This window comes from Streptomyces sp. NBC_00019 (assembly GCF_045041015.1).
GTDB lineage: Bacteria > Actinomycetota > Actinomycetes > Streptomycetales > Streptomycetaceae > Streptomyces.
Map to the genome: position 1 here is coordinate 158,054 of NZ_CP108303.1, position 22,099 is coordinate 180,152.

At 70.6% G+C, this 22,099-nt stretch carries 20 protein-coding genes; 11 read left to right on the forward strand and 9 right to left on the reverse strand.

Annotated elements, in window-relative coordinates; all coding sequences use genetic code 11:
• Positions 1 to 117 precede the first annotated feature (117 nt).
• Positions 118 to 693: a TetR/AcrR family transcriptional regulator gene (locus OHU89_RS53425; RefSeq protein ID WP_331737513.1), complete on the forward strand. Its 576-nt coding sequence runs from the start codon at positions 118 to 120 to the stop codon at positions 691 to 693.
• A gap of 9 nt (positions 694 to 702) precedes the next feature.
• Here the strand turns inward: OHU89_RS53425 and OHU89_RS53430 are convergent, their stop codons facing one another.
• The gene (locus tag OHU89_RS53430) at positions 703 to 1,128 is read right to left on the reverse strand and encodes a cupin domain-containing protein (RefSeq protein ID WP_331737515.1); all 426 of its coding nucleotides are present in this window, start codon (positions 1,126 to 1,128) and stop codon (positions 703 to 705) included.
• Positions 1,129 to 1,395: 267 nt separating this feature from the next.
• Here OHU89_RS53430 and OHU89_RS53435 point away from each other — a divergent pair, with 267 nt between their 5' ends.
• Together OHU89_RS53435 and OHU89_RS53440 are read left to right on the forward strand one after the other, a co-directional pair.
• Positions 1,396 to 3,324, forward strand: coding sequence for a multicopper oxidase domain-containing protein (locus tag OHU89_RS53435; RefSeq protein ID WP_331737517.1), 1,929 nt, complete (start codon positions 1,396 to 1,398; stop codon positions 3,322 to 3,324).
• Between the two features lie 117 nt (positions 3,325 to 3,441).
• On the forward strand, positions 3,442 to 5,331 hold the full coding sequence (locus OHU89_RS53440; protein WP_331737519.1) for a BTAD domain-containing putative transcriptional regulator: 1,890 nt from the start codon (positions 3,442 to 3,444) through the stop codon (positions 5,329 to 5,331).
• Positions 5,332 to 5,340: 9 nt separating this feature from the next.
• Here the strand turns inward: OHU89_RS53440 and OHU89_RS53445 are convergent, their stop codons facing one another.
• From OHU89_RS53445 to poxB, 3 genes are all read right to left on the reverse strand, one after another.
• Complete coding sequence (locus OHU89_RS53445) at positions 5,341 to 7,239, reverse strand: MFS transporter (RefSeq protein ID WP_331737520.1); 1,899 nt, start codon at positions 7,237 to 7,239, stop codon at positions 5,341 to 5,343.
• A gap of 13 nt (positions 7,240 to 7,252) precedes the next feature.
• The gene (locus OHU89_RS53450) at positions 7,253 to 7,759 is read right to left on the reverse strand and encodes a MarR family transcriptional regulator (protein ID WP_331737523.1); all 507 of its coding nucleotides are present in this window, start codon (positions 7,757 to 7,759) and stop codon (positions 7,253 to 7,255) included.
• A gap of 117 nt (positions 7,760 to 7,876) precedes the next feature.
• Positions 7,877 to 9,610, reverse strand: coding sequence for a ubiquinone-dependent pyruvate dehydrogenase (gene poxB / locus OHU89_RS53455; RefSeq protein ID WP_331737526.1), 1,734 nt, complete (start codon positions 9,608 to 9,610; stop codon positions 7,877 to 7,879).
• 170 nt (positions 9,611 to 9,780) lie between these two features.
• On the opposite strand from poxB, the gene OHU89_RS53460 reads away from it, so the two are divergent.
• Positions 9,781 to 11,685: a glycoside hydrolase family 9 protein gene (locus OHU89_RS53460; RefSeq protein ID WP_331737528.1), complete on the forward strand. Its 1,905-nt coding sequence runs from the start codon at positions 9,781 to 9,783 to the stop codon at positions 11,683 to 11,685.
• On the opposite strand, the gene OHU89_RS53465 is transcribed toward OHU89_RS53460, so the two are convergent.
• Positions 11,669 to 11,848, reverse strand: coding sequence for a hypothetical protein (locus OHU89_RS53465; RefSeq protein ID WP_331737530.1), 180 nt, complete (start codon positions 11,846 to 11,848; stop codon positions 11,669 to 11,671). The genes OHU89_RS53460 and OHU89_RS53465 overlap by 17 nt on opposite strands.
• A gap of 182 nt (positions 11,849 to 12,030) precedes the next feature.
• On the opposite strand from OHU89_RS53465, the gene dacB reads away from it, so the two are divergent.
• From dacB to OHU89_RS53490, 5 genes are all read left to right on the forward strand, one after another.
• Positions 12,031 to 13,404, forward strand: coding sequence for a D-alanyl-D-alanine carboxypeptidase/D-alanyl-D-alanine-endopeptidase (dacB, locus tag OHU89_RS53470; protein WP_331737533.1), 1,374 nt, complete (start codon positions 12,031 to 12,033; stop codon positions 13,402 to 13,404).
• A 155-nt stretch (positions 13,405 to 13,559) separates the two neighbouring features.
• Positions 13,560 to 14,540 (forward strand): RICIN domain-containing protein, encoded by a 981-nt coding sequence (locus tag OHU89_RS53475; RefSeq protein WP_331737535.1) that lies wholly within the window; start codon positions 13,560 to 13,562, stop codon positions 14,538 to 14,540.
• 59 nt (positions 14,541 to 14,599) lie between these two features.
• Positions 14,600 to 15,583 (forward strand): transcriptional regulator, encoded by a 984-nt coding sequence (locus OHU89_RS53480; protein ID WP_331737538.1) that lies wholly within the window; start codon positions 14,600 to 14,602, stop codon positions 15,581 to 15,583.
• A gap of 114 nt (positions 15,584 to 15,697) precedes the next feature.
• The gene (locus OHU89_RS53485) at positions 15,698 to 16,852 is read left to right on the forward strand and encodes an acyl-CoA dehydrogenase family protein (protein ID WP_331737541.1); all 1,155 of its coding nucleotides are present in this window, start codon (positions 15,698 to 15,700) and stop codon (positions 16,850 to 16,852) included.
• Positions 16,853 to 17,088: 236 nt separating this feature from the next.
• The gene (locus OHU89_RS53490; protein ID WP_331737543.1) at positions 17,089 to 17,562 is read left to right on the forward strand and encodes a DNA starvation/stationary phase protection protein; all 474 of its coding nucleotides are present in this window, start codon (positions 17,089 to 17,091) and stop codon (positions 17,560 to 17,562) included.
• A gap of 76 nt (positions 17,563 to 17,638) precedes the next feature.
• On the opposite strand, the gene OHU89_RS53495 is transcribed toward OHU89_RS53490, so the two are convergent.
• Positions 17,639 to 18,178, reverse strand: coding sequence for an ABATE domain-containing protein (locus OHU89_RS53495; RefSeq protein ID WP_331737546.1), 540 nt, complete (start codon positions 18,176 to 18,178; stop codon positions 17,639 to 17,641).
• 118 nt (positions 18,179 to 18,296) lie between these two features.
• Between OHU89_RS53495 and OHU89_RS53500 the strand changes: the two genes are divergently transcribed.
• A complete protein-coding gene (locus tag OHU89_RS53500) occupies positions 18,297 to 18,725 on the forward strand; it encodes a hypothetical protein (RefSeq protein WP_331737548.1) in 429 nt (142 codons plus the stop codon).
• A gap of 118 nt (positions 18,726 to 18,843) precedes the next feature.
• Here OHU89_RS53500 and OHU89_RS53505 read toward each other — a convergent pair whose 3' ends face one another.
• Genes OHU89_RS53505 through OHU89_RS53515 form a run of 3 tightly spaced genes read right to left on the reverse strand, consistent with a single transcriptional unit; the run spans position 18,844 to position 20,428 of the window.
• Complete coding sequence (locus OHU89_RS53505) at positions 18,844 to 19,470, reverse strand: alpha/beta hydrolase (RefSeq protein WP_331737801.1); 627 nt, start codon at positions 19,468 to 19,470, stop codon at positions 18,844 to 18,846.
• A 7-nt stretch (positions 19,471 to 19,477) separates the two neighbouring features.
• Positions 19,478 to 20,026 carry a hypothetical protein gene (locus tag OHU89_RS53510; protein ID WP_331737549.1) on the reverse strand — a complete coding sequence of 183 codons (549 nt, stop codon included), beginning with the start codon at positions 20,024 to 20,026 and terminating at the stop codon, positions 19,478 to 19,480.
• A gap of 24 nt (positions 20,027 to 20,050) precedes the next feature.
• Positions 20,051 to 20,428: a nuclear transport factor 2 family protein gene (locus OHU89_RS53515; protein WP_331737552.1), complete on the reverse strand. Its 378-nt coding sequence runs from the start codon at positions 20,426 to 20,428 to the stop codon at positions 20,051 to 20,053.
• A 226-nt stretch (positions 20,429 to 20,654) separates the two neighbouring features.
• On the opposite strand from OHU89_RS53515, the gene OHU89_RS53520 reads away from it, so the two are divergent.
• A complete protein-coding gene (locus tag OHU89_RS53520; RefSeq protein ID WP_331737554.1) occupies positions 20,655 to 22,061 on the forward strand; it encodes a hypothetical protein in 1,407 nt (468 codons plus the stop codon).
• The last annotated feature ends 38 nt before the right edge of the window (positions 22,062 to 22,099 follow it).

Here is a 22,099-nt window from a genome sequence, read left to right on the forward strand (position 1 = left end):
TGCGCACATGCCGGCAGTGCAGTCAGTCGACTCATGCCTCCGGACGGGTGTGCCGCCAAGGTGGGAGCCGTGCCCTGACCGGCACGCGCCGAAGACTCCGGGAAAGAGGCCCACGGTATGGCACGTCCTCGTGCGTTCGACACCGATCTGGCACTGGAAAGGGCCATGGAACTGTTCTGGAGGCAGGGGTACGGCGCCACGCCGCTGCCTCAGCTGACGGCCCGGCTCGGAATCGGCAGTGGCAGCCTGTACGCGGCGTTCGGTTCCAAGGACGATCTGTACGCACAGGCTCTGCAGCGCTACTGCGAGGGCCTGGTCGCGGATCTCGAGAAGCAGATGGATGTCGCCCCCGACGTGCGTACGGCGCTGCGCAGGGTACTGCTCACGCTGGCCGCGGCCGACGTGAGCGACCCCGAGCGCGGCTGTCTGCTGGTCAACGCGGCGACAGAGCGCGCCGCCCACGACAGCACGGTCGAACAGGTGAGGTCGACCATGGCCGCCGTGGAGTCCGTGCTGACCGGGGTGTTGGAACGTGCTCGTGAGCGGGGCGACCTGAGCGCCGCACACAGTCCGGTGGAACTGGCCCGCTTCCTGACCACGTTCATCCAGGGCCTGCATGTCATGGGCAGCGCACGCGCGGACCGGCCGTTCCTGGAGTCGGCCGTGTCCACGGCCCTCAAGGTCCTGGACTGAGGCGGCGCCCTAGTAGGTGGTCACCAGGGGCTTCGTCTCGTCGACCACGTAGGTGGAGAGCATCATCGTGGTCACGGTGCCGACGTTGCGGGCGTTGTGGATGACACCGTTCGGGATGAAGAACGGGTCACCCGTGCACAGCCGGAGCGGCGGCCTGTCGTCGAACTCCATCAGGACGTCGCCGCGGATGATGTATCCGACCTCGATGCCGGGGTGACTGTGCCGGCCCGACTCCTTGTGCCGGGGAATCTGCACGAGTGTCTGCACGGCCTCCCAGCCCTCGGCGGGCGAGGGGTGCTCCTGGAGCAGGGTGCGGGTGACGCCTGCGGTCGGATCGGAGTCCGCGGCCGCGGCGGTCGACGACAGAGCGGCCGCGCCGAGCGCGCCAGCCGCCGCGGCACCGCTGGTACGGAGAAGAGAGCGGCGATCGATCATCACATGTCCTTTCGGACGGTAGGCATCAAAGCCGACCAGTCAGGCAGAAGGTTCTTCCGCCGCAAAACAATCATGTGTCTCAGTGGACACACAAGGGCGCAAGTCGGCCAACTTGATACGTGTGCACACATGCGCAAGGTGTGTCTGCACGTCGTATATCCGTGCCTCCTAGGCTGAGTCGACACGTGGGCATCCGACCCGCTTGTCACACACTCTTGCAACAGAGGAAAGTACGTGAAGCACAGAAGTCGACGGACGTTTCTCGGCATGGCAGGCGCCGCGACGGCGGGAGCCGCGCTCTACGCGACGACGAACCTGCTCGGCGACGAAGAGGCGACAGCCGCGTCCGGCCCCCTGGACGGGGTGTCACAGCCGTCCACGACGAAGCTGACCCCCTTCAAGGACGCGTTGCGCATCCCGCCCACGCTGCGGCCCAAGAGGGACGGCACCACGGAGATCCCGATGGTGGAGAGGGCGCTTCGGCTGCACTCCCAGATGCCTCCCACGCCCCTGTGGACCTACGACGGCCACTTCCCCGGCCCCACCATCGAGGTCGAGCGGGGCCGGCGCACCCGCATCGCCTGGGCCAACCGACTGCGCGGCACGCACCCGGTCAAGGCGGTCTGGGCCCTGCCCGCCGGTGCGGCACCGGGTCTTGAGCCGCTCAACAACCCGGGCTCCCAGGGGGCGATCGGCAGGCCCGAGGTCGACGACCTCGTCGCCTACACCTCCGTACACCTGCATGGCGGGCACCAGCACGCGACCAGTGACGGCGCCCCGGACTCGGGTGTCACCTACGGGGGTTCGCAGCTGTCGGAATACCCGAACGACCTGGCCGGGGCGCACCTCTTCTACCACGACCACGCCATGCCGGTCACCGCGCTGAACGTGCTGTCCGGGCTGATGGGGCACTACATCGTCCGGGACGAGGCGGAGGAGCGGCTGGACCTTCCGCGCGGCGCCTACGAGATCCCGCTGGCCCTGGCCGATGTCAACTTCGACACGGACTCCGCGGGGCGGCTCGACGGACGCATCCTCGCCAAGCGCGTCTCACTGGGGAAGCCGGTGCCGGGCGAACTGCCCACCGCCGTCGCCTACTTCGGCCCGTACACCATGGTCAACGGCGTGGTGTGGCCGTATCTGTCGGTGCAGGCGCGCGCCTACCGCTTGCGCATCGTCAACTCGGCGCTGAGCAGGGCCTACCGGCTGGTCGTGGTCGACGAGGAGACCGGCAAGGCGGTGCCGAACGCCATGAAGCTGATCGGCACGGACCTGGGCCTGCTCGGCAAGCCGCAGGTGATCGAGGAGGCGCTGACCCTCAATCCCGGGGAGCGCGCGGACGTCGTGGTCGACTTCGCGGCCTTCGCCGGCAAACGGCTGAAACTGGTCAACACGGTGCCGGGCGCACCCGTCGGAGCGCCGGTGCCGCCGGCGAACATACCCTTCCCCGACGTCATGCAGTTCCGGGTGGCACGGCACGCCAAGTCGCCGTACAAGGCGCCCGCCACGCTGTCGCGTGACTTCAAGCGGCTGACGACCGCGGACACCCCCGAGGCAGCCGTCGAACGCTTCGTGGTGGTCGCGTTCGACAAGAGCCGGACCATGCCGCAGATGTGGGAGATGCAGGAGACCGACGGCTCCGCGAAGCAGGGGGACGGCGTCGTCCAGGTCAAGCTCGCCGGCCGCACGAAGACGTTGCGCCGGGTGGGCACGGCCTTCGAGGACACCACCACCTTCTTCGGCTCCTCCGGCGCCTGGGAGAAGTGGACGTTCCTCAGCCTCACACCGGCCGGCGGCCCGCCGATCGTGCACCCCATGCACATCCACCTGATGAACTTCCAGGTCGTGGACCGGCGTTCGATCGACGCCGCCGGCATGGACTTCGCCCTGGGCGGCACCACCAAGCCGCTCGAACTGGGCGCCGCACTACCCGTCGCGCCGGAGGAGAGCGGCTGGAAGGACACCTTCGCCCTCGCCACGAACACGGCCGTCACGGTACTGGGACGGTACGGCTCGCTCAGCGGCCGGTTCATGTACCACTGCCACATCCTCGACCACGAGGACGAGGGCATGATGCGGCCGCTGGTGATCATGCCGCCGTCCGTGCTCACCCTCCACCACATGATGCAGTCCATGAACATGGGCGGTACGAACATGGCCGGCATGGACATGGGCGGTGGGCACACCCATCACTGAGCGGTGGGCACACCCGTCACCGAGCCCGGTGTGAACGCTTCTGTTCCGCCTCTCGTTTGAACCTATGCCGACGGCCGCAGTGGACCGTCGGCGGCGGTGACACGAGGGGAACACTCGATGGGAGACGGCCTGAGGTTCTTCGTGCTGGGGCGGGTGAGCGCCCGGTGCGACGGCGTGGAGGTGGACCTCGGGTCGCCTCAGCAGCGCGCCACGCTGGCGGCGCTGCTCCTCGGTGACGGCAGACGGGCCTCGTTGGACAGCCTGGTCGACGCGCTGTGGGGTCCGGTCGCACCGCCCACGGCACCGGCCGTGATCCGCACCTATGTGTCGCGGCTGCGCGCCGTCCTGGGCGCGCATGCCCCTTCGGTCATCGAGACCACCGGACGCGGTTACGCCCTGTCGGCCGTCCGTCTCGACCTGGACGAGTTCCGCGCCGGTGTGTCCCGCGCCAGGAACCTGGCGGCCGAGGGAGATGTGCCGCGGGCGGTGGCACTGCTGCGTCAGGGGCTCGCGCTGTGGTCCGGCGAGCCCCTGGAGGGTGTCGACGCGCCGTTCGCCGGCCGGCAACGGGCCATGCTGGAGGAACTGCGGCTGGCGGCCCTGGAGGAGTGCCTGGCGCTGGAGGTGTCCTGCGGCGCGCATCGCGAGGCCGCCGTCGAGCTGTCCGTCCTGATGGACCGCCATCCGCTGCGGGAGCGGCTGCGCGAGCTGTTCATGCTGGCGCTGTACCGGTCCGGACGGCGGACCGAGGCGCTGGAGGCGTACGACGCCGGGCGCCGGCTGTTCGCCGACGAACTGGGCATCGACCCCGGGCCCGGTCTGCGCGAGGTGCACCAGCGCGTCCTGGAGGACGATCGCGGGCTGCTGCCGGCGCCGGGTTCCGGCGCCGGCGGGCGGCCCGGACAGATGGCGGGCTCCTGGACGAGTCCCTCCCAGCTTCCGCCCGTGCTCCCGGTCTTCACCGGTCGGGCGGAGGAACTGGAGCGGCTGGACGCCCTGTTGGCGGACAGCGCGGCAGAGCCGCACACCACGGCCCTCGTCGCGATCGACGGCATGTCCGGGGTGGGCAAGACGACGCTGGCCGTGCGGTGGGCGCACCGTGTGGCGGACCGCTTCCCCGACGGGCGGCTCTATCTGGACCTGCGCGGCTTCGGGGGCGGCGGTCCCGCGATGGGCCCCGCTGAGGCCCTGCACGCGCTCCTGGTCGCCCTGGGCGTGCCCGGGAACGGTGTACCGGAGGAACTCGCCGCGCGCACGGGCCTGTACCGCAGCCTGCTGAGCGGCAGACGGGTCCTCGTGGTGCTGGACAACGTGTCCCGCGCCCAGGACGTCGGCCCCCTCCTTCCCGGCCACGGGGGCAGCTGCGTGGTCGTCACCAGCAGGACCTGTCTGGCCGGACTCGTCGCCGGCCACGGCGCCCGTCTGCTGTCGCTGGGGCTGCCGAGCCGGGCCGACGCCCGCACGCTCTTCGTCAGCCGGGTCGGGGCGGAGCGCGCCGGACGGGAGCCGGAGGCCGTCGACGCCATCGTGGCGGGATGCGGACGACTGCCCCAGGCGCTGGCGGCCGTCGCGGCGCACACGGTGTCCCGCTGTTCCTTCCCGCTGGCGCAGATGGCCGCCGAACTGCCCACCGGACCGGGCGGGGTGAGCGAGCTGGGCCACCGGTACGACGGTGCGCTGCGGGACGCGTTCTCGTGGTCCTTCGACCGGCTGAGCACACCGGCGCGGCACCTGCTCGCACTGCTCGCCCGCCGCGGGGACGCGGAGTTCTCCCGGTCCGCCGCGGCGGACCTGAGCGGTGAGCCGGAGGACACGGCAGCGCTGCTGCTCGCCGAACTGGCGGACGCTCAGCTGCTGACGGAGCATCTGCCCGGGCACCACCGGCTGCACGCCGTGGTCCGGGTGTACGCCGTCGAGCACGGTCGCGGACCCGGACGTCCGGCGCCGGACCGGTCGGCTCCGTCCGCCCGGACCGTCGGTGTCGTCGGGTCCGTCCCGTCGCGCTGACCTGACCGGTCAGGCGGTGGGAACCGTCAGCACAACGTCGTGGACGACCGGTTCCTCCTCCACCACGATCGTGGACGTCTGCGGCTGGTAGCCGTCGGCGGAGGTGATCAGGACGTACGGTCCGGTGGCCGGGGCGTCCAGTGTGTAAGTGCCGTCGGGCCGGACGGACGACCGGTTCAGCACGCGGCCCTCCACGGTGGTCAGTGTGACCGCGCCCCGCGGTACGGGCGCGCTCTCGACGCCGTGGACGCGGCCGCGGACCGGGATGCCGGCGGGCGCCCCGGCGACGGCCTCGGCGTCCTGCGCGGTCCGGGCCGCCTGCGCCGCCTGGACCAGGCCGCTGGAGGCGCGCAGCGGGACCTCCTTGATGAACAGCGTCACCAGGAAGGCGAGTAGGGCGACCGGGGCGACGTACAGGAAGATGTCGCCGATGCCGTGGCCGTAGGCGCCCTCCAGCCAGGTGCGTACCGGGGCGGGCAGCAGGGCGAGGTCGGGCAGTTCGCCGCCGCCGGAGGCCTTGGCGGCCGTCGCCCGGTCCTGCGGGCCGAGCTGGGTGATGGTCTCGCGGGCGTAGTGGCCGATCCGGGTGGTGAGGACCGAGCCGAGCACCGAGACGCCCACCGCGCCGCCGAGGGACCGGAAGAAGGTCACCGTGGAGGACGCGGCGCCCAGGTCGCTCGGGGACACCTGGTTCTGTGTGCACAGCACGAGGTTCTGCAGCGTCATGCCGACGCCGAGTCCCATCAGCACCATGCAGAACGCGATGAACAGGTACGAGGTGTCGTGGCGGAGCATGCCCAGCAGGGCCAGGCCCGCCGTCAGCAGGACACCGCCCGCCAGCAGCCAGCCCTTCCACCTGCCGGTGCGGGTGATGATCCGGCCGGAGAGGGTGGAGGAGACGAACAGGCCCGCGATGAACGGGATCGTCATGACGCCCGACCTGGTCGGGGATTCGCCGCGTGCCAGCTGGAAGTACTGGCTGAAGAAGACCGTGCCCGCGAACAGCGCGATACCGGAGAACAGCGAGGCGGCGGAGGCGAGGGTGATGGTGCGGTTGCGGAACAGCCGCAGCGGCATGATCGGTTCGCTCGCCCTGGTCTCGACGAACAGGAAGACCGCCGTCAGCACGATCGACGCGCCGACCAGCGTGTACGTCTGCCAGGACAGCCAGGCGTACTTGTCGCCGGCGAAGGTGACCCAGATCAGCAGGGCGCAGACGGCCGCGGTGACGAAGAAAGCGCCGGCCCAGTCGACCTTGACCTGGCGCTTGAGCACCGGCAGGTCCAGCGTCCGCTGGAGCACGACCAGCGCGACGAGCGCGAAGGGGATGCCGACGAACAGACACCAGCGCCAGCCGAGCCAGCTGGTGTCGGTGATGACACCGCCGAGCAGCGGGCCTCCGACGGTGGCGACGGCGAAGGTGGCGCCCAGATAGCCGGAGTAGCGCCCGCGCTCACGCGGGGAGATCATCGCGGCCAGCACGACCTGCGCCAGCGCGGACAGCCCGCCACCGCCCAGGCCTTGGATGACACGGGCGCTGATCAGCGTCGTGGGGTTCTGCGCCAGACCGGCCACCAGGGAGCCGACGGCGTAGATGATCAGGGAGGTCTGGACCAGGATCTTCTTGCTGAACTGGTCCGCGAGCTTGCCCCACAGGGGTGTGGAGGCGGTGACGGCCAGCAGCGAGGCGGTGACGACCCAGGTGTAGGCGCTCTGACCGCCGCCGAGATCGCCGATGATCCTCGGCAGTGCGTTGGTGACGACGGTCGAGGACAGGATGGCGGCGAAGAGGCCGAGCAGCAGTCCGGACAGCGCGCGCATGATCTGCGCGTGTGTCATCGGTGCGTGGGCGGCTGCTCCTGCGTGGTGGGCGTGTGCCCGCACACCTGCTCTTGGGGTGGTGGTCATGGGGCTTCTTTCCTTACGTGGTGACAGCGGGTGTACGGCAGGGGTGGGCGTCGGCGTCCTCGGGTGGCTCGGCGTACGCGTCCGGTGCGGTCCACGGGTCGTCGAAGCTGGCCCGGAGCCGGGACAGGAGCCAGGCCAGCCGGCGGACGTCCGCCTCGCTCCAGTCGCTCAGCCGCCGGGCGAGCAACTGGGCGGCGCGGTCGGACAGTTCGGCGAGCTGGGTCCGGCCCTCGGGGGTCAGACGCAGGATGCGCGAGCGTCGGTCGGCGGGATCGGGGCTGCGGTCGATCCAGCCCTGTGCGGCCAGGTGCGCGACATGGCGGCTGGTGACCGACATGTCGACGGCGAGCAGCTCCGCGAGCCTGCCGATGCGCATGTCGCCGTCGCGGGCGAGCAGCGCCAGCACCATGGCGGATCCGCTGGAGGAGCCGTTCGGCAGGGCCCGGTCCAGTTGCCTTCGTACGGAGCCGACGGCGCTCAGCTGGCGCATCAGCTCCTCGTACGGAGCGTTCTCGGCCACAGGTGTCTCCCATGTCATTGCTCAGGGCAACCATGAGGTTTGCTCGGTTGCCTTGGGCAAGTGTTTCAGGTGTGCGTCACAAACGCGCGCTGAGATATGTGTTCCGGCCTCGGCCGGTCAGTGCAGGATCCGGCGGGCGACATTGGTGGTCACCAGGTCGAGCAGTTCCTCGCCCCGGCCGGACAGGATGGTGCGGATCGCGTAGAGGGTGAAGCCCTTGGCCTGCTCCCCGGTGACCGCGGGCGGCACGGACAGCTCCTGGCGTGCCGTCATGACCTCGACCAGCGCCGGGCCCTCGTGGGCGAAGGCCCCCTTCAGCGCGTCCTCCAGGTCGCCGGGCCGCTCGACCCGACGCGCCCACAGCCCGATCGCGGCGGCGACCTCGGCGAGCTGCGGATTGTCCAGCTCGGTCGCGTAGTTGACGATGCCGGACGCCTTCATCTCCAGCTCGACGAAGTTCAGCGAGCCGTTGTTGAAGACGACGATCTTGGCGGGCAGGCCGTTCTGCCGGAGGGTGAACAGCTCGCCGAGCAGCATGGTGAGCCCGCCGTCGCCGGACAGCGATACCACCTGACGTCCCGGGTACGCCGCCTGCGCGCCCACGGCGAGCGGCAGTGCGCAGGCCATGGAGCCGTGGTTGAACGAACCGAGCAGCCGCCGACGCCCGTTGAAAGTCAGATAGCGGGCCGCCCACACCACCGGGGAGCCGACGTCGACGGTGAAGACCGCGTCCGGGTCCGCGAGCCGGTCGAGGGTGCGCGCCACGAACTGCGGGTGGATCGGGGTGCGTTCGCGGTCGTTGACGGCGAGCCCGTCCAGTGACTTCCGGGTGCGGGCGTAGTGGGCGAGCGCCTCGTCGAGGTGCTTGCGTCCCTTCTTGACGCTCAGCAGCGGCAGCAGCGCGGGCAGGGTGTCCCGGACACTGCCGACCAGGGGCAGGTCGACATGGGTGCGCCGGCCGATCTGCTCGCCGCGGATGTCCAGCTGGATCACCTTCGCGCCCCGCGGATAGAACTGCCGGTAGGGGAAGTCGGTGCCCAGCATGAGCAGGGTGTCCGCCTCCTCGATCGCCTTGTAGCCGGAGGCGAAGCCGAGCAGTCCGGTGAGCCCGACGTCGTACGGGTTGTCGTACTCCACATGCTCCTTGCCGCGCAGGGCGTGCACGACCGGGGCCTTGAGGATCTCGGCGAGCCGGACCAGGTCGTCGTGGGCACCGGCCGCGCCGGCGCCCGCCAGGATCGTCACCCGCTGTCCGTCGTTCAGCAGCGCGGCGGCCTCGCCGAGGGCGTCGTCGTCCGGGCGGGCGACGGTCCGGGTCGGGCGTACGACCGTGGGGGCCAGATCCCGGCCGGTCTTGGCGAGGAAGATCTCGCCGGGTACGACCACGACCGCCACTCCCCTGCGTTCGACGGCCGCCCGCATCGCCATCTCCAGGATGCGAGGCCCGGACTCCGGGCTGGTGACGACCTCCGCGTAGACGCTGCAGTCGGCGAACAGCTCCTGCGGGCGAGTCTCCTGGAAGTAGCCGGAGCCGATCTCGCTGCCGGGGATCTGGGCGGCGATGGCGAGCACCGGCACACGGCTGCGCTGGGCGTCGAAGAGCCCGTTGATCAGGTGCAGGTTGCCCGGGCCGCAGCTGCCGACGCACACGTTGAGCTCTCCGGTCAGCCCGGCCTCGGCCGCCGCCGCGAAGGCGGCGCTCTCCTCGTGCCGTACATGTACCCAGTCGACGCCGTCGTCGCGGCGTATGGAGTCTGTCAGACCGTTGAGGGAGTCACCGGGCAGGCCGTACAGACGGCGCACACCGGAGGCCTTGAGCGAGGCGATGACGTGGTCGGCGAAGGTGGGCATGCGGTTGCCTTTCGTCCGTCGTGAGCGTGTCCCTTCAGCGTCCGGGAACCGACATTGCGCAGACATCCGTCGAATGACTGCGTCATCGGCGCCGGAGCGCTTTCGGCTACTCGGTCGGACGACTGCCAGGCCGCCCGGCCCCTCGCGCCCCGTAGGACACACTGTGCGTCATGAAACCCTTGTCCCGGTTCGTTCCCGCGGTCACGGTCGCCTCGCTCGTGACCGCGGGCGGCCTTGTCTCCTGCTCGGCGCAGGACGCCGACGAGCGCGCGGAGATACGTGTCAACCAGGCCGGATATGCGACCGGTGAGAAGAAGTACGCCTACGTCATGGGAGCCGGCGATGCCCTGGCCGGTGCCCGCTTCACGGTGGCCGACGAGCGCGGGCGCACCGTCCTGCGCGGCGGTCTCGGCCCCTCGACCGGTTCCTGGAACGCCACGTACGACACCGTGCGTACTGTCGACCTGTCGGCGCTCCGCCGGACCGGCACCTACCGGCTGCGGCTGACGGGCTCGGCGGACGGACAGTCGCCCCGCTTCCGGGTCGCCCCGGCCGGGCAGCTGACGGACCCGCTGCGCGCCGACAGCGTGCGCTTCTTCCGCACCCAGCGTGACGGCGGCGACGTACTGCCGGAGCAGACCGGCCGCGCCGCCTCCCACCTGACCGACGAGCGGGCCATCGTCTACGCTCCTCCGGTCTACGAGGCCGACGGCGAGCGGATGGCCGCCACGGCCCTGACCGAAGTCGCGGGGCCCGTCGACGTATCCGGGGGCTGGTTCGACGCCGGTGACTTCCTCAAGTTCACGCACACCACGTCGTACGTCGTCGGGCAGCTGCTGACCACGGTGCGCGACACACCCGCGGTGCCCGGGCTGCCCGCGGAGGCGGACCACGGACTGGACTGGCTGGACCGGATGTGGGACGGCCCGGACGGTGTGCTGTACGCCCAGGTGGGCCTCGGCAGCGGCAACGCGCGGCTGCGCGGTGACCATGACGTGTGGCGCCTGCCGGAGGAGGACGACGCGCTGTCCGTACGACCGGGCGATCCGGACCACCTGGTGAAGCACCGCCCCGTGTTCCGTGCCAACACCCCTGGCGATCCCGTCAGTCCCAACCTGGCGGGCCGGGTGGCCGCCGCCTTCGCGCTGGCCACGCAGACCCGGGCCGAGCAAGACCCGGAGGCGGCGCGGCGGTGGCTCGACAAGGCGGCGGAGGTGTACGCGCAGGCCGACACCGACCCACGTGGGCGCCTGTTCACGACCGTCCCGGCGAGCTACTACCGGGAGGACTCGTGGCGGGACGACATGGAGTGGGCGGCGGTGGAACTGACGCGTGCCGCACGGGAGTTGGGTGACGAGCGGAGTGCGCGGTGGCAGCGGGAGGCAGTCGGCTGGGCTCGCTCGTACATAGGCTCCGACGAGCAGGGCACCCTGGACGTGTCGGACGTCAGCGCCCTCGCCCACGCGGATCTGCTGTCCTCGCCCGGGCTGGACGAGGAGACGAGGAGCGCGCTCGAGGCGGACCTCAGGCGGCAGCTGACGCAGGGCACACGGCAGGCCGCGCGGGACCCGTTCGGCGCGGGGGTCGTCCTCACCGAGTTCGACGCCGTGCCGCGCACCTTCGGCCTGGTGGCCACCGCCGGGCTCTACGCGCGCGCCACCGGTGACCATCGTTACGACGCCTTCGCCTCCCGGCAGCGCGGCTGGGTCTTCGGTGCCAACGCCTGGGGCACCAGCTTCGTGATCGGCGCGGGCGAGACATACCCGCACTGTCCGGAGCACCAGGTGGCGAACCTCGCCATGAGCCGCACCGGGCGGGGGGACATCCTGCGGGGCGCCGTGGTCAACGGCCCCAACAAGGCGGACCTGTTGGGCGACCTGGAGTGGTTCGACAACATGCGTCCGTGCTCCGCCGAGCCCTCCGGACGCCGTTGGTCCGACTTCGACGGGCATGGTGCCGGCTACATCGACGACGTGGCCGCCTGGCAGACGGTCGAACCGGCGGACGACTTCACGGCGACCGCCCTGCTCGCCCTCTCCCTCACCGCGGACGCGGCGGTCACAGAACGGCGCTGAGGAAGGTGATGGCCGCCAGTTGGCGTGTCTTGCGGGTGTACTCCTCCACCTGACGGTCCGGCTCCCGCCGGTCGTTGCAGTTGACCCGGCGGAGCAGCTCCTGGAGGGCCTCCTGCTCCTTGCCCAGACGGCCCGGGAAGAGGGGGTATTCGTAGGTGTTCATGCCTGTCAGCTTGCCCCTTCATTCGTCACCTGTCAAGACGGTGACGATATTGACATGTGTGAACCATGAGACTGGCTGACGAGGTTCACACCCTTGCCAGACACCTGCACCACATATGACGGGTGGTAGGGTGCGCGCCGATCTTCTTCTCACACGTTTCTGTACTCGGACCTTGGGATTCCATGAGTAACTCGGCAGAGGAAACACAGCAGACGACTGCCTTCGCACCGGGCGGCCGACGGCGGCATCGCAAGACGAGAGAGGGCGGCTCGGGGGTCCGGCGTGCCGTCGTGCTCGCGATCGCGGTGCCCATGGCCTCGGCCGCGCTGGCGGGGCCCTCGGCCTTCGCCGCGTCCGGCAACGGCGCGACCGGCACGGCGGCCGGCGCGGCCGAGGGTGTCGACGCCGACGACCAGCAGATGGCCGCGAACCTGGACACCCGGGTGCTCGACCAGCGGCTGGGCTCCGACGTGAGCGGAGTGGTGCTCGACGCGGACTCCGACGAGACCCTGTGGGACCACAACGGCGCCACCGCGCTGATGCCGGCCTCCAACGTCAAGCTGGCCACGTCGACCGCCGCGCTGACGGTGCTGGGCCCGGACCACCGGTTCACCACCAAGGTGGTCTACGGCGACGGCACCCTGACCCTCGTCGGCGGCGGCGACCGCACCCTGACCAGCGCCGACCTCGCCGAGCTGGCGCAGACCGCGGTCGCCGGGCTGAAGCAGGCGGGCCTGACCTCGGTGAAGGTCGCCGTGGACGACAGCCTGTTCGCCGCGCCGACCCTGGCCGACGGCTGGAACGAGGGCTACTACCCGGACTCCGTCGCCCCGGTCCGCGCCCTGGTCGTCGACGGCCGCGGTGTCCAGGACACCTCCATCGACGCCGGGCAGACCTTCGCCAAGCTGCTCGCCGAGGACGGCGTCACGGTCGACGGCGACGTCACACGCCAGAAGGCCGGTCACCGGGACGTACCGGTCGCACGCCACAAGTCGGCCCCGCTGGCGGACATCGTCAAGAAGATGCTCAAGACCAGCGACAACAACATCGCCGAGACCCTGCTGCGGATGACCGCCCTGGGCGCGGGACGCCCCGCCACCTTCGAGGGCGGCGCCGAGGTCGTGCGCCAGGTACTCAGCCACCGCTACGGCGTCTCTCTCGACCACTTCGAGATCCACGACGGCAGCGGCCTGTCCCGGACCGACCGCATCCCGGCGGCCACCCTCGCGCAGATCCTCGAACTGCTCACGGAGCCCCAGTACGCGTACACCTTGGGCGCCATCCTCGACGGCCTGCCGGTCGCCGGTGAGGCGGGCTCCACCCTCGGCCCGGAGTGGGGCCGGTTCGACGACCCGAACTCCCAATGCGCGGTCGGCAAGGTGCAGGCGAAGACCGGCACTCTCACCGGTGCCGTCGCCCTGAGCGGTCTGACCCGGACCGAGGACGGCGAATGGCGGGTGTTCTCCTTCGTCGAGAACGGCTCCGCGGCCGCTCCGAACGACATCAAGGACGCGATGGACGGCCTCGCCGCGACCGTGAACGGCTGCTGGGCGTAGCCGAGTTCAGGATCCGGTTCCCCGCACACGAACGCCGCCCGACCGCGAGGCCGGACAGCGTTCGTGTGCGGTCCGGTGTCATCGGCCGCGCCGCCCGACGCACCCACTCGAGTTGCCACCCGCCGCCCCTGCTCGGCTCCGCTGGAAAGGACCCCATGAAGCCTCCCCACACTCCCCCGGCGGGGGACCTCCCCAAGAGAGTCCCCGGCAGCGCCAGGCCGGTCGGTACCGGTTCCACGCCCGATAAGCCCGACGCGGCCGGCAGAGACACCGCCCTGCCCCGGCTCACCCGGATCTCCTCGCTCGGGTCGCGAGGAAACGCCGGCCGCGGCGCCGTGGACAGCAGCCCCGCTCCGGACAACGTCGTACCGCTCGAACCGGCCACGGCCCGGCGCGAGGCATCCCGCGGTGCTCTCGGGGTCGTGGGCATCGTGGGACTGCTCGCGGTGGGCGGCGTCCTGCTCACCCTGGGCCTGGCCGGCGGGCACGACGACGGCAAGCGCGACGGGGCATCGGTGTCCGTCGAATCCGGTGACTACGGCACAGACGTCGTCGACGGTCTCGACCGTGTGCCGGCACCTGCGGTGAGCGCCTCCGGTACCGGCGCCGGCAAGAAGCCCGACGGCTCCGCGAAGTCCACGTCCGCCTCACCCAGGAGCAGTGCGTCCAGTGACGATTCGGCGTCCACGGGCGAGCACGCCACCGCCCCGGCGAAGGACCCGACCGGGACCAGGACGACCGCTCCGGCCGCGGCGCCGGGAGTGAACGTGTTCAGCAACGCCTCGCAGCGCTGCATCGACGTCGTGGGCGGAAACGCCGTGCCGGGCGCGAACCTGATGATCTGGGACTGCTCGGACTCCGCCTCGCAGCACTGGACGTTCACGGACGGGACCATGCGCGCGCTCGACATGTGCGTACAGCTCGCGGGCGGCTCGACAGCTGACGGCGCCGACCTCGAACTCGCTTCCTGCGACGGGAGTCCGGCACAGCGGTTCGTACTGAACTACCGCCACGACCTGGTGAGCACACTCGCCGACAAGTGCACGGACGTACGGGACAACGGTACGGAGAACGGGACCCGGCTCCAGCTGTGGTCCTGTTCCGGCGGAGTCAACCAGAAGTGGTCCACGTCCTGAGCGCACGCGGACCACTGCGCCGCGGAAGACACACGCCGACTCGACGGAGGTACGTACACATGCTCACGGCACTGGGCATATCCGAGTCCGACGAACGGATCTACCGGTGTTTCCTGGACCAGGGACCCGTGCTCGTCTCGGACCTCGCCGTATCGCTGGGAACATCGGTGGACCACGTCCGTCGGTCCATCGCCCGGCTCACGGAACTCGGACTCCTGCGCGCCGCCGGCCGCGGCCGCCACCAGGCGACGAACCCCCAGGCCGCGCTGCTGCCCCTGTTGGCCAGGCGGCAATTCGAGGTGGAGACGGCGCTGGCCTCGGCGCGGACGGAGATCGACCGGATCGCCGAGCGCTACCGGGACGGACGGCTGCGGGCCGATCCGCGCAACCTGCTGGAGGTCCTGTCGGACCGCGAGCTGATCCGGGAACGGGTCGAGGAACTGAGCAACTCCGCGACCAGCCACATGTGGGCCCTCGACCGGCCGCCCTACGTGGGACGGCCCGATGGCCAACACCACAGCAACGAGGACGAGTTCGCCATCACGGCGGCCTGGCTGGGACGGGGCATCGAGGTGCGCTCGATCTACTGCCCGCAGTCGATGGAGCGCCCCGGACGGTTCGCCACGCTGCTCAGACTCGCCGAACTGGGCGAGCGGTCCAGGCTGTTGCCGTCCCTGCCGTTCAAACTGCACATCATCGACAAGCGGGTCGCCCTGGTCCCGCTGTCCGGCCCGGTCTACGACGACCTCGTCGTCATCCACCCGTCCGCCATGCTCGACGCCCTGATGGAACTCTACGAGGCCTACTGGGCCCGCGCCGAGCCGATCTCCGGCACGGCACCCGTCGAGGACGACACCTTCGGCGCGGACGACATCCTGCTCCTCGGCATGCTCAAAGCCGGGCTGAAGGACCAGGCCATCGCCCGCCAGCTGGGGTGCAGCACCCGGACCGCCACCCGGCGTGTCGCCGCCGTCCTGAGCAGGCTGGGAGCCGACACCCGTTTCCAGGCAGGAGTCAGGGCGGCCGCTCAGGGACTCGTCTGACCCGACTTCGGAAAGGCCGGGTTGCGGCTGCCACTGAACCTCATGGTGATCGAAACACGTTCCCTCAGCGTATGCGGGTATTCACCCTCGCCGATTCCCCACGTTGGAGAACCCATGAGCAGATATGAGTCCAGCCCGTTGCGTCTCCCCGAGCTGCTCTCGGCCTCCGTCAAGGCCGCTGCCGAGGACGTGGAGGCCGGTCGCGACCTGCCCGACAAACTGATGCAGGAGCTGCGCGACAGCGGTGCCTTCCGGCTGCTCACCCCGCGTGAGCTGGGCGGGTTCGAGGCACCTCTGGAGACAGTGCTGAAGGTGTACGAGGGCTTCGGCCGTCTCGAAGTCTCGGTGGCGTGGGTGGTGTGGAACACCAACTGGGGGTTCCTCGCTGCGCTGCTCGGCAACGCCGGCACTGCTCGAATCTGGGCGGACGGCCCCGATCCGGTCTTCGCCAACGCCAGTCAGCCCGGCACTGCGGTGGTGACCGAAGGCGGCTACCGTCTCTCGGGCACTTGGAAACACGTCGGCGGTGTCGACCGGGCGGACTGGCTCGTCGTGGTCGCCGTCGTCGTGGAGAACGGCGACCCTCGACTGACGCAGGCGGGCACACCGGACGTACGGCTCTTCACCCTGAGCCGGGACCAGCTCTCGGTCCAGGACAGCGGAGACGTGAGCGGCATGCCGGGCACCGGCAGCAACACGGTGGCCGTCGACGACGTCCTCGTCCCCGACGAGCTGGTCGCCCGTTTCGACGAGCCGGACCATGCCCAGCACCCCCGCTCCCAGGGCTTCATCCCGACGCTCGTCTTCCCCGGCTGCTCCGCAGTGGTGCTCGGTGTCGCGCAAAGCGCCATCGACGAGGTCGTCGTTCTCGCCACGAACAGGAGCACGCCCACCGATGGCACGCTCGCGGAATCTGCCCGCGCCCATGTGGCAGTCGCCCGGTCCGAGGCGGCCCTGCATGCGGCGCGGCTGCTTTTGCTGTCCACGGCGGCAGCCGTGGACGCCGCCACGGAGAAGGGCGAGCCCGTCACCCTCGACCAGCGGGCTGCTCTCCACGCCGCGATGTGTCACGCAACAGACGTCAGCCGTGAGGTGCTCGTGGCCATGCATGAACTCGGTGGCTCCGCCTCCACCGACCACGCCAACCCCGTCGCGCGGCTCTTCCGCGACGGCATGCTGGCGCTCCAGCACGCCAACCACTTCTCCCCATACCTGGAGGCCGCCGGACGCGTGCGCTTCGGGTTCGAGCCGGGTATCCCCCTCTTCTGAGCACCGCTGCCGCCACCTACAACGTCAGTCGCCGTCCGTCGCATCGACCGGCCGGCCGGTCGAACCCCTCACCGAGCAGGGACCGACTCCCGGGGTGCGTGCCACGGTGCCGCGCGGATCAGCGCCTGGTGGACCACCCTCCTCCAGCAGCCTGCAGTCAAACGACTGATCCATGACAGACCGGTGGCTTCGACAATGGGGATGCTGGAGACAATTCGGAAAGGAACCGCATACCCATGACGGTCATCAACAGCCCACTGCCGGACAAAGAGCGCGAGATCGCAGGGAGCGCACTGCAAGCGACCCTGGTCGACCTGCTCGACCTGTCCCTGGTGGCCAAGCAGGCGCACTGGAATCTCTACGGGCCGCGCTTCCGCTCCGTCCATCTGCAGCTCGACGAGGTGGTCACCACCGCGCGCGACTACGCCGACACGGTGGCCGAACGCGCCGCCGCGCTGGGGGTCAGTCCGGACGGACGGGCCGCCACCATCGCCGCCACCAGCGGTGTGCCCGACTTCGCGGCGGGCTGGACCAAGGACGTCGACGCCATCGACGCTCTGGTGCGGACGTTCTCCGCCGTCACCGCACGCGTGCGGGAGCGCATCGAGGTGACCGGTCCGGCGGACGCCGTGACACAGGATCTGCTGATCGGCCTGACCGCCGACCTGGAGAAGCAGAGCTGGATGTTCCAGGCCGAGAACCGCAGTTGAGGGAGACGGGGACGGTTCCGTACGAGGGGGCCGTCCCCGTTGGACATATGTGCGCGGGGCCCCGGGACAGGGGCGTTCAGCTTCGGCGGCGGGCCCGCAGGGCGGCCGCCTTGATGCGGTTCCCGCACGTCTGCATCGCGCACCACTCCCGTCGGCGGCCCCGGGAGCGGTCGAGATAGACGTGCGTGCAGTCGGGGTGTCCGCACTCACGCAGCAGCGCCGCATCCCCGCCGGCGATAATCTCGACCGCCTCACGGGCGAGCTCGGTGAGCGCCTGGGAGGCCCCGCCGGAACGGCTGCTGCCCGCGGAGCCCAGGCGCATCGCCACTGGCACCCCGGCGGCCTGCCGGTTCACCGCGTCGACCGCGCCAGCAGGCAGAGGACGGTAGGCCAGACGCGCCCTGACCAGGGAGTAGATCGCCTCTCGCAGCTCCCTCGCCGCGCGAAGGTCCGCCTGGTCGGATCCGGGCCTCTCGTCGAGAAGCCCGGACTCGACGAACCAGGAGTCGAGCAGTCCGGGGGAGCCGATCCGCTCGATCGGAACCGGCGCCCGCCGCTCCTGCAGGGTGCCCGCGAAGTCGAGCGTGGGTGTCCCGCACGGAAACACATGTCTCACGTGGCCCTCCTGACAGGTGACTGAACTCTCTCCAGAGTAACCATCTTGACAGGTGACGAGGCCTCATGGGAATCTTTCGTCACCGGTCAGAACGGTTACTTCTCGGTGAGGACATCCCATGGCAGTCGTACGGTTCCATCTCGTCTCCCAGCTCGGCCCGAAGGAAGTGCTGGAGGTGCTGACCGACTTCGGCCCCTCACGCACCGAGGCCTGGCCCACCATCGACGCCGCACACTTCGAGGTCCACGACCTCGGCGACACCTGGGCCGAGGTCACCGAGGGGACCGCGGCCGCCTGGGAACGCGCACGCTACGAGTGGGAGCCGGCCGGTGACACGGTCACCATCACCACGCTCGACTCCAAGCTCTTCGGAGCCGGCGGCGGCTGGGTCTTCCGGATGACCCCCGAGGGCGACGGCACCCGGGTCGACGTCGAACTGACGCGGCAGCCGAGCACGGTCAAGGGCAAGATGCTCGCCGCGCTCCTCCCCCTGGCCGCCCCCGCGTCCCTGCGCAAGTCCTTCGCGGGGCCCCTGCAGGCGAAGTGACCCGCTCCCTGCCCTTGGCCCGGGGGGCCAACGCCGCGGCACGGCCCACACGATGAGGGGCCGACAGCCTGAGCTGTCGGCCCCTTCGCCATGTCCCCCCGTACGTGGCCTCAGTCGGTCACTTGCCGAGGTTGGTCGTGAAGTAGTCGGTGAGCTTCTCGACGGCGGGGTCGATGTATTCGCGCTTGTCGTAGAGGTCGACGTGGCTGGCGCCGGGGATGCGGTGGAGTTCCTTGGGGCCGGTGCCGGCCTGGTGGGCCTCGATGGCCATCCAGGCGGTGACGGCGCGCTCGCCGATGATCTGCAGCATGGGACGGGGGCCGATGAGGGGGAGGGCGCGGAAGACGTCGCTGGAGGCCATCTTGTCGACGCTGTCCCAGGCGAGGTACTTCGCGGAGCGCTCGTGGTGGCCGCGGGGACCGCAGTAGTACTCCCAGCCCTCGAATCCGTGTTCGCCGCCGAGGGCGCCCGCCTGTTCGACGGTGTCGGGGAACATCGTCAGCACGCCGGGGTCCTCGTCGCGGGTGGTGAGGTAGGAGACGGCGGCCTTGAAGTCCTCCACACGCTGGGCGGGGTCCTCCAGCCCGCGGGGCAGACCACCGGACTCGCCCTGGTAGGCGGCGTCGAAGGCGAGGGTGACGGACCCACGCTCGGCCATCAGCTGCGCGTAGGTACCGGAGGTCTGCTCCTTCACCCCGGTCCCGGGGTGTCCGACCACCAGCGCCCAGTCCGCGGCATTCGGCAGGGGGAAGTCAGGCGCCGGTGTTGAGCACCGGTTCGTCGTCGTAGACCTTGGTCACCTCGACGTTCAGCACGGTGGCGATCCGCCCGAACGACCAGTAGTAACCGGCCACTTGCAGCACCTCGACCAGTTCGCGGTCGCTGAGGAACCGGCGGGCCTCGGCGAAGACCTCGTCGGAGACGCGCGGATGGCACACCACCTCGGCGGTGAACCGGACGAGGGCGCGGTCGGCGTCGGAGAGCTCGGGGCTGTCGGTCTGCCGTTCGCGGACGAGCCGGCGGGTCCGCTCGTCGACGCCGGCCGACTGTGCCATGGGGTCGTGCTGGGCCTCGACGAACGTGCCGTCGGTGTGGGCGGCGACGGTGAGGATCACCAGTTCACGCGCGCGGGCCGGCAGTTCGAGCGCGGTGAACAGCGTCCTGGCGAACTCGACGAACGGCTTCACGGTGCCCGCCGAGTGGGACATCATCTTGACCATCGGGTCGGGCGGCAGCTTGCCGAGAAACGTGGCGATCTCGTCCGGGAACGAGGCGGGGTCCGGGTCGGTGAGACGGGGCATGGTGGTCCTCCGGTCGTGGGTGGTTCAGACGGTCCGGGCGGGCTCGACGTCGAAACCCGTCTCGCTCAGGTGCCGGAAGCGGCCGTCCTCGGCGAAGGTGCCGAAGATCGCGATCTCCCGGGTCTGGGTGGTGCCGTTTCGCAGGGTGATGCGGAAGACGTGCCGTTCGGCGTAGGTGTCGCCGTCGGTCACCTCGTCGAGCACGGTGACCGTGCCTTCGGTGACCTGGCCGCGGATGTTCGCGACCATCTGCGTGAACTCGTCGCGGTCCAGCGTCTTCCCGTCGCTGCGGTGGGTGTAGTCCGGGGCGTAGTAGTGGTCGAGGACCTCGTGCAGTTCCACCGCGGGATCGGGCTCGAAGACCAGGGCGCGGAGGGCGTCGGAGATACGTACATGACTCATCGTGTGTGTCCTTCGGTGCGGAGGGACCGCATAAGCGGACCCTAGGGTCCGGTAACCATCGTACCGTACCGACACCTTCGGCGTTCGTCTGAATACGTGTGCGTTATCGAGTGGGTCGGGCCGCCCTCGCCGAGACAGGTAGACTCGCGCCCGTACTGAGACATGTGTGGCCAGAGGCCGAGTCCGGCACCTCACATGTGACCGTCATCCCCGCGGGAGCAATACGGTGACCGAACACGATCCCGGCCGGGATCCGAGCCATGTCCGTCCCGACACCGCTGCGTCGCCGACGGTCTCGCGGGCCGGCGACCACATACACCTGGTGCACGCCGGGAGCCGGCCGCCGGAGTGGCTCACCGGGCTCGCCGGGCGGCTTGCTCCCGCCCGTCCGAGCGAGGCCGTCGTCGTGGTCGGTACGCCCCTGCACGAGGACGGCGCCGAGGGGCTGTGCGAGCTGCTGGCACCGGCCCTGGACGCGAGCCGGGACGCGCACGTACGGCTGCTGCTGCTGGTGATGTCCACGGGCGCCGATGAAACCGGCGGGGGGCCGTCGGCGGCCGGGCTGATCTGCGAACGGTGGGGGCTCGACGTCCTGGCGACCGCCGGGACCGCGCTCGTCACGTCCGACGGTGACCTCTTCTCCCCCGACCTTCCGGGCGCCTCCGGCGGCTGGTGGCACTTCTCCCCCGGCGCGGACGCCCGGCGCGTGAGCAGCCATCTGCCGATCCCGGACTGGGAGAGGGCCGTGAAGCAGGTGGGCCGGCAGACGGTGGCCGGTCATGTGGTCGAGCCCGTCCCGGCCGGACTCGCCGTCCGGCCCGCGGGCCCGGCGCCCGTCACCGCCCACACCCAGCCGCACGCCGTCCCGCCGGAGCGTGACAGGCCGCAGCTGATCCTCGCTTCCTCTCACCTGCCCGCCGCCGCCCTCGCCGTGGTGATGGCCGCCCTGCCCGAGCACGTTCGCGCGGCACTCCGGCTGCTGTCGCTGGACGGACGGCCGCTGCTGCGGATCGGGCAGGCACTGGCGGATCTGCTGGACAGCGAGGTCCGCGTGGCCGTGGGGGCACCCGTGGCCACGGACGGCGGCATCCCGGACGGTGCCTCGGCGGGCGACGCCACCGTGGAGCCGCGCATGGTCGACTCCGTCGGCCGACCGTCGTGGCGTCCCTTCGCCCGGACCGTGGTCTGCTCGCCCGACCGGCCCCCGCGCGTGACGGAGTGGCAGGTGCCCGCGGCCTTACGCGGGACCACGGCACCCGACGAACTGTCACTCGGCAAGGACTGCAAGGCGGTCGTGACCCCGGCGGGCCTGTGGATCGGACCGCGCGACGGGGAGCCGCCGCTCCTCGCCGCGGCCCGTCCCCTCACCCCCGAAGCCGTCGCCGTCGACCTCGGGGCGCCGCACCAGGCACTCCCCGATGGCCTGTGGCCGGGTCTGGACACCCTGTTCGGACAGCTGGAGCCCGACGTGCGGCACCATGCCGTGGTCCACGTCCACGGTGACCTGGGTATGCGGGACCGGGAGCGTCTGCTCGAACTCTCCGTACGGCACGGATTCGGTACGACGGCTCCGGACGGCGCCGGCAGCGGCTCGGACCGGTCCGGGCTCCTTGCCTGGCTGGGGACTTCCTAGGGTCCACACGAACTGCGCCCGCCGAAGCCGGTGTTCAG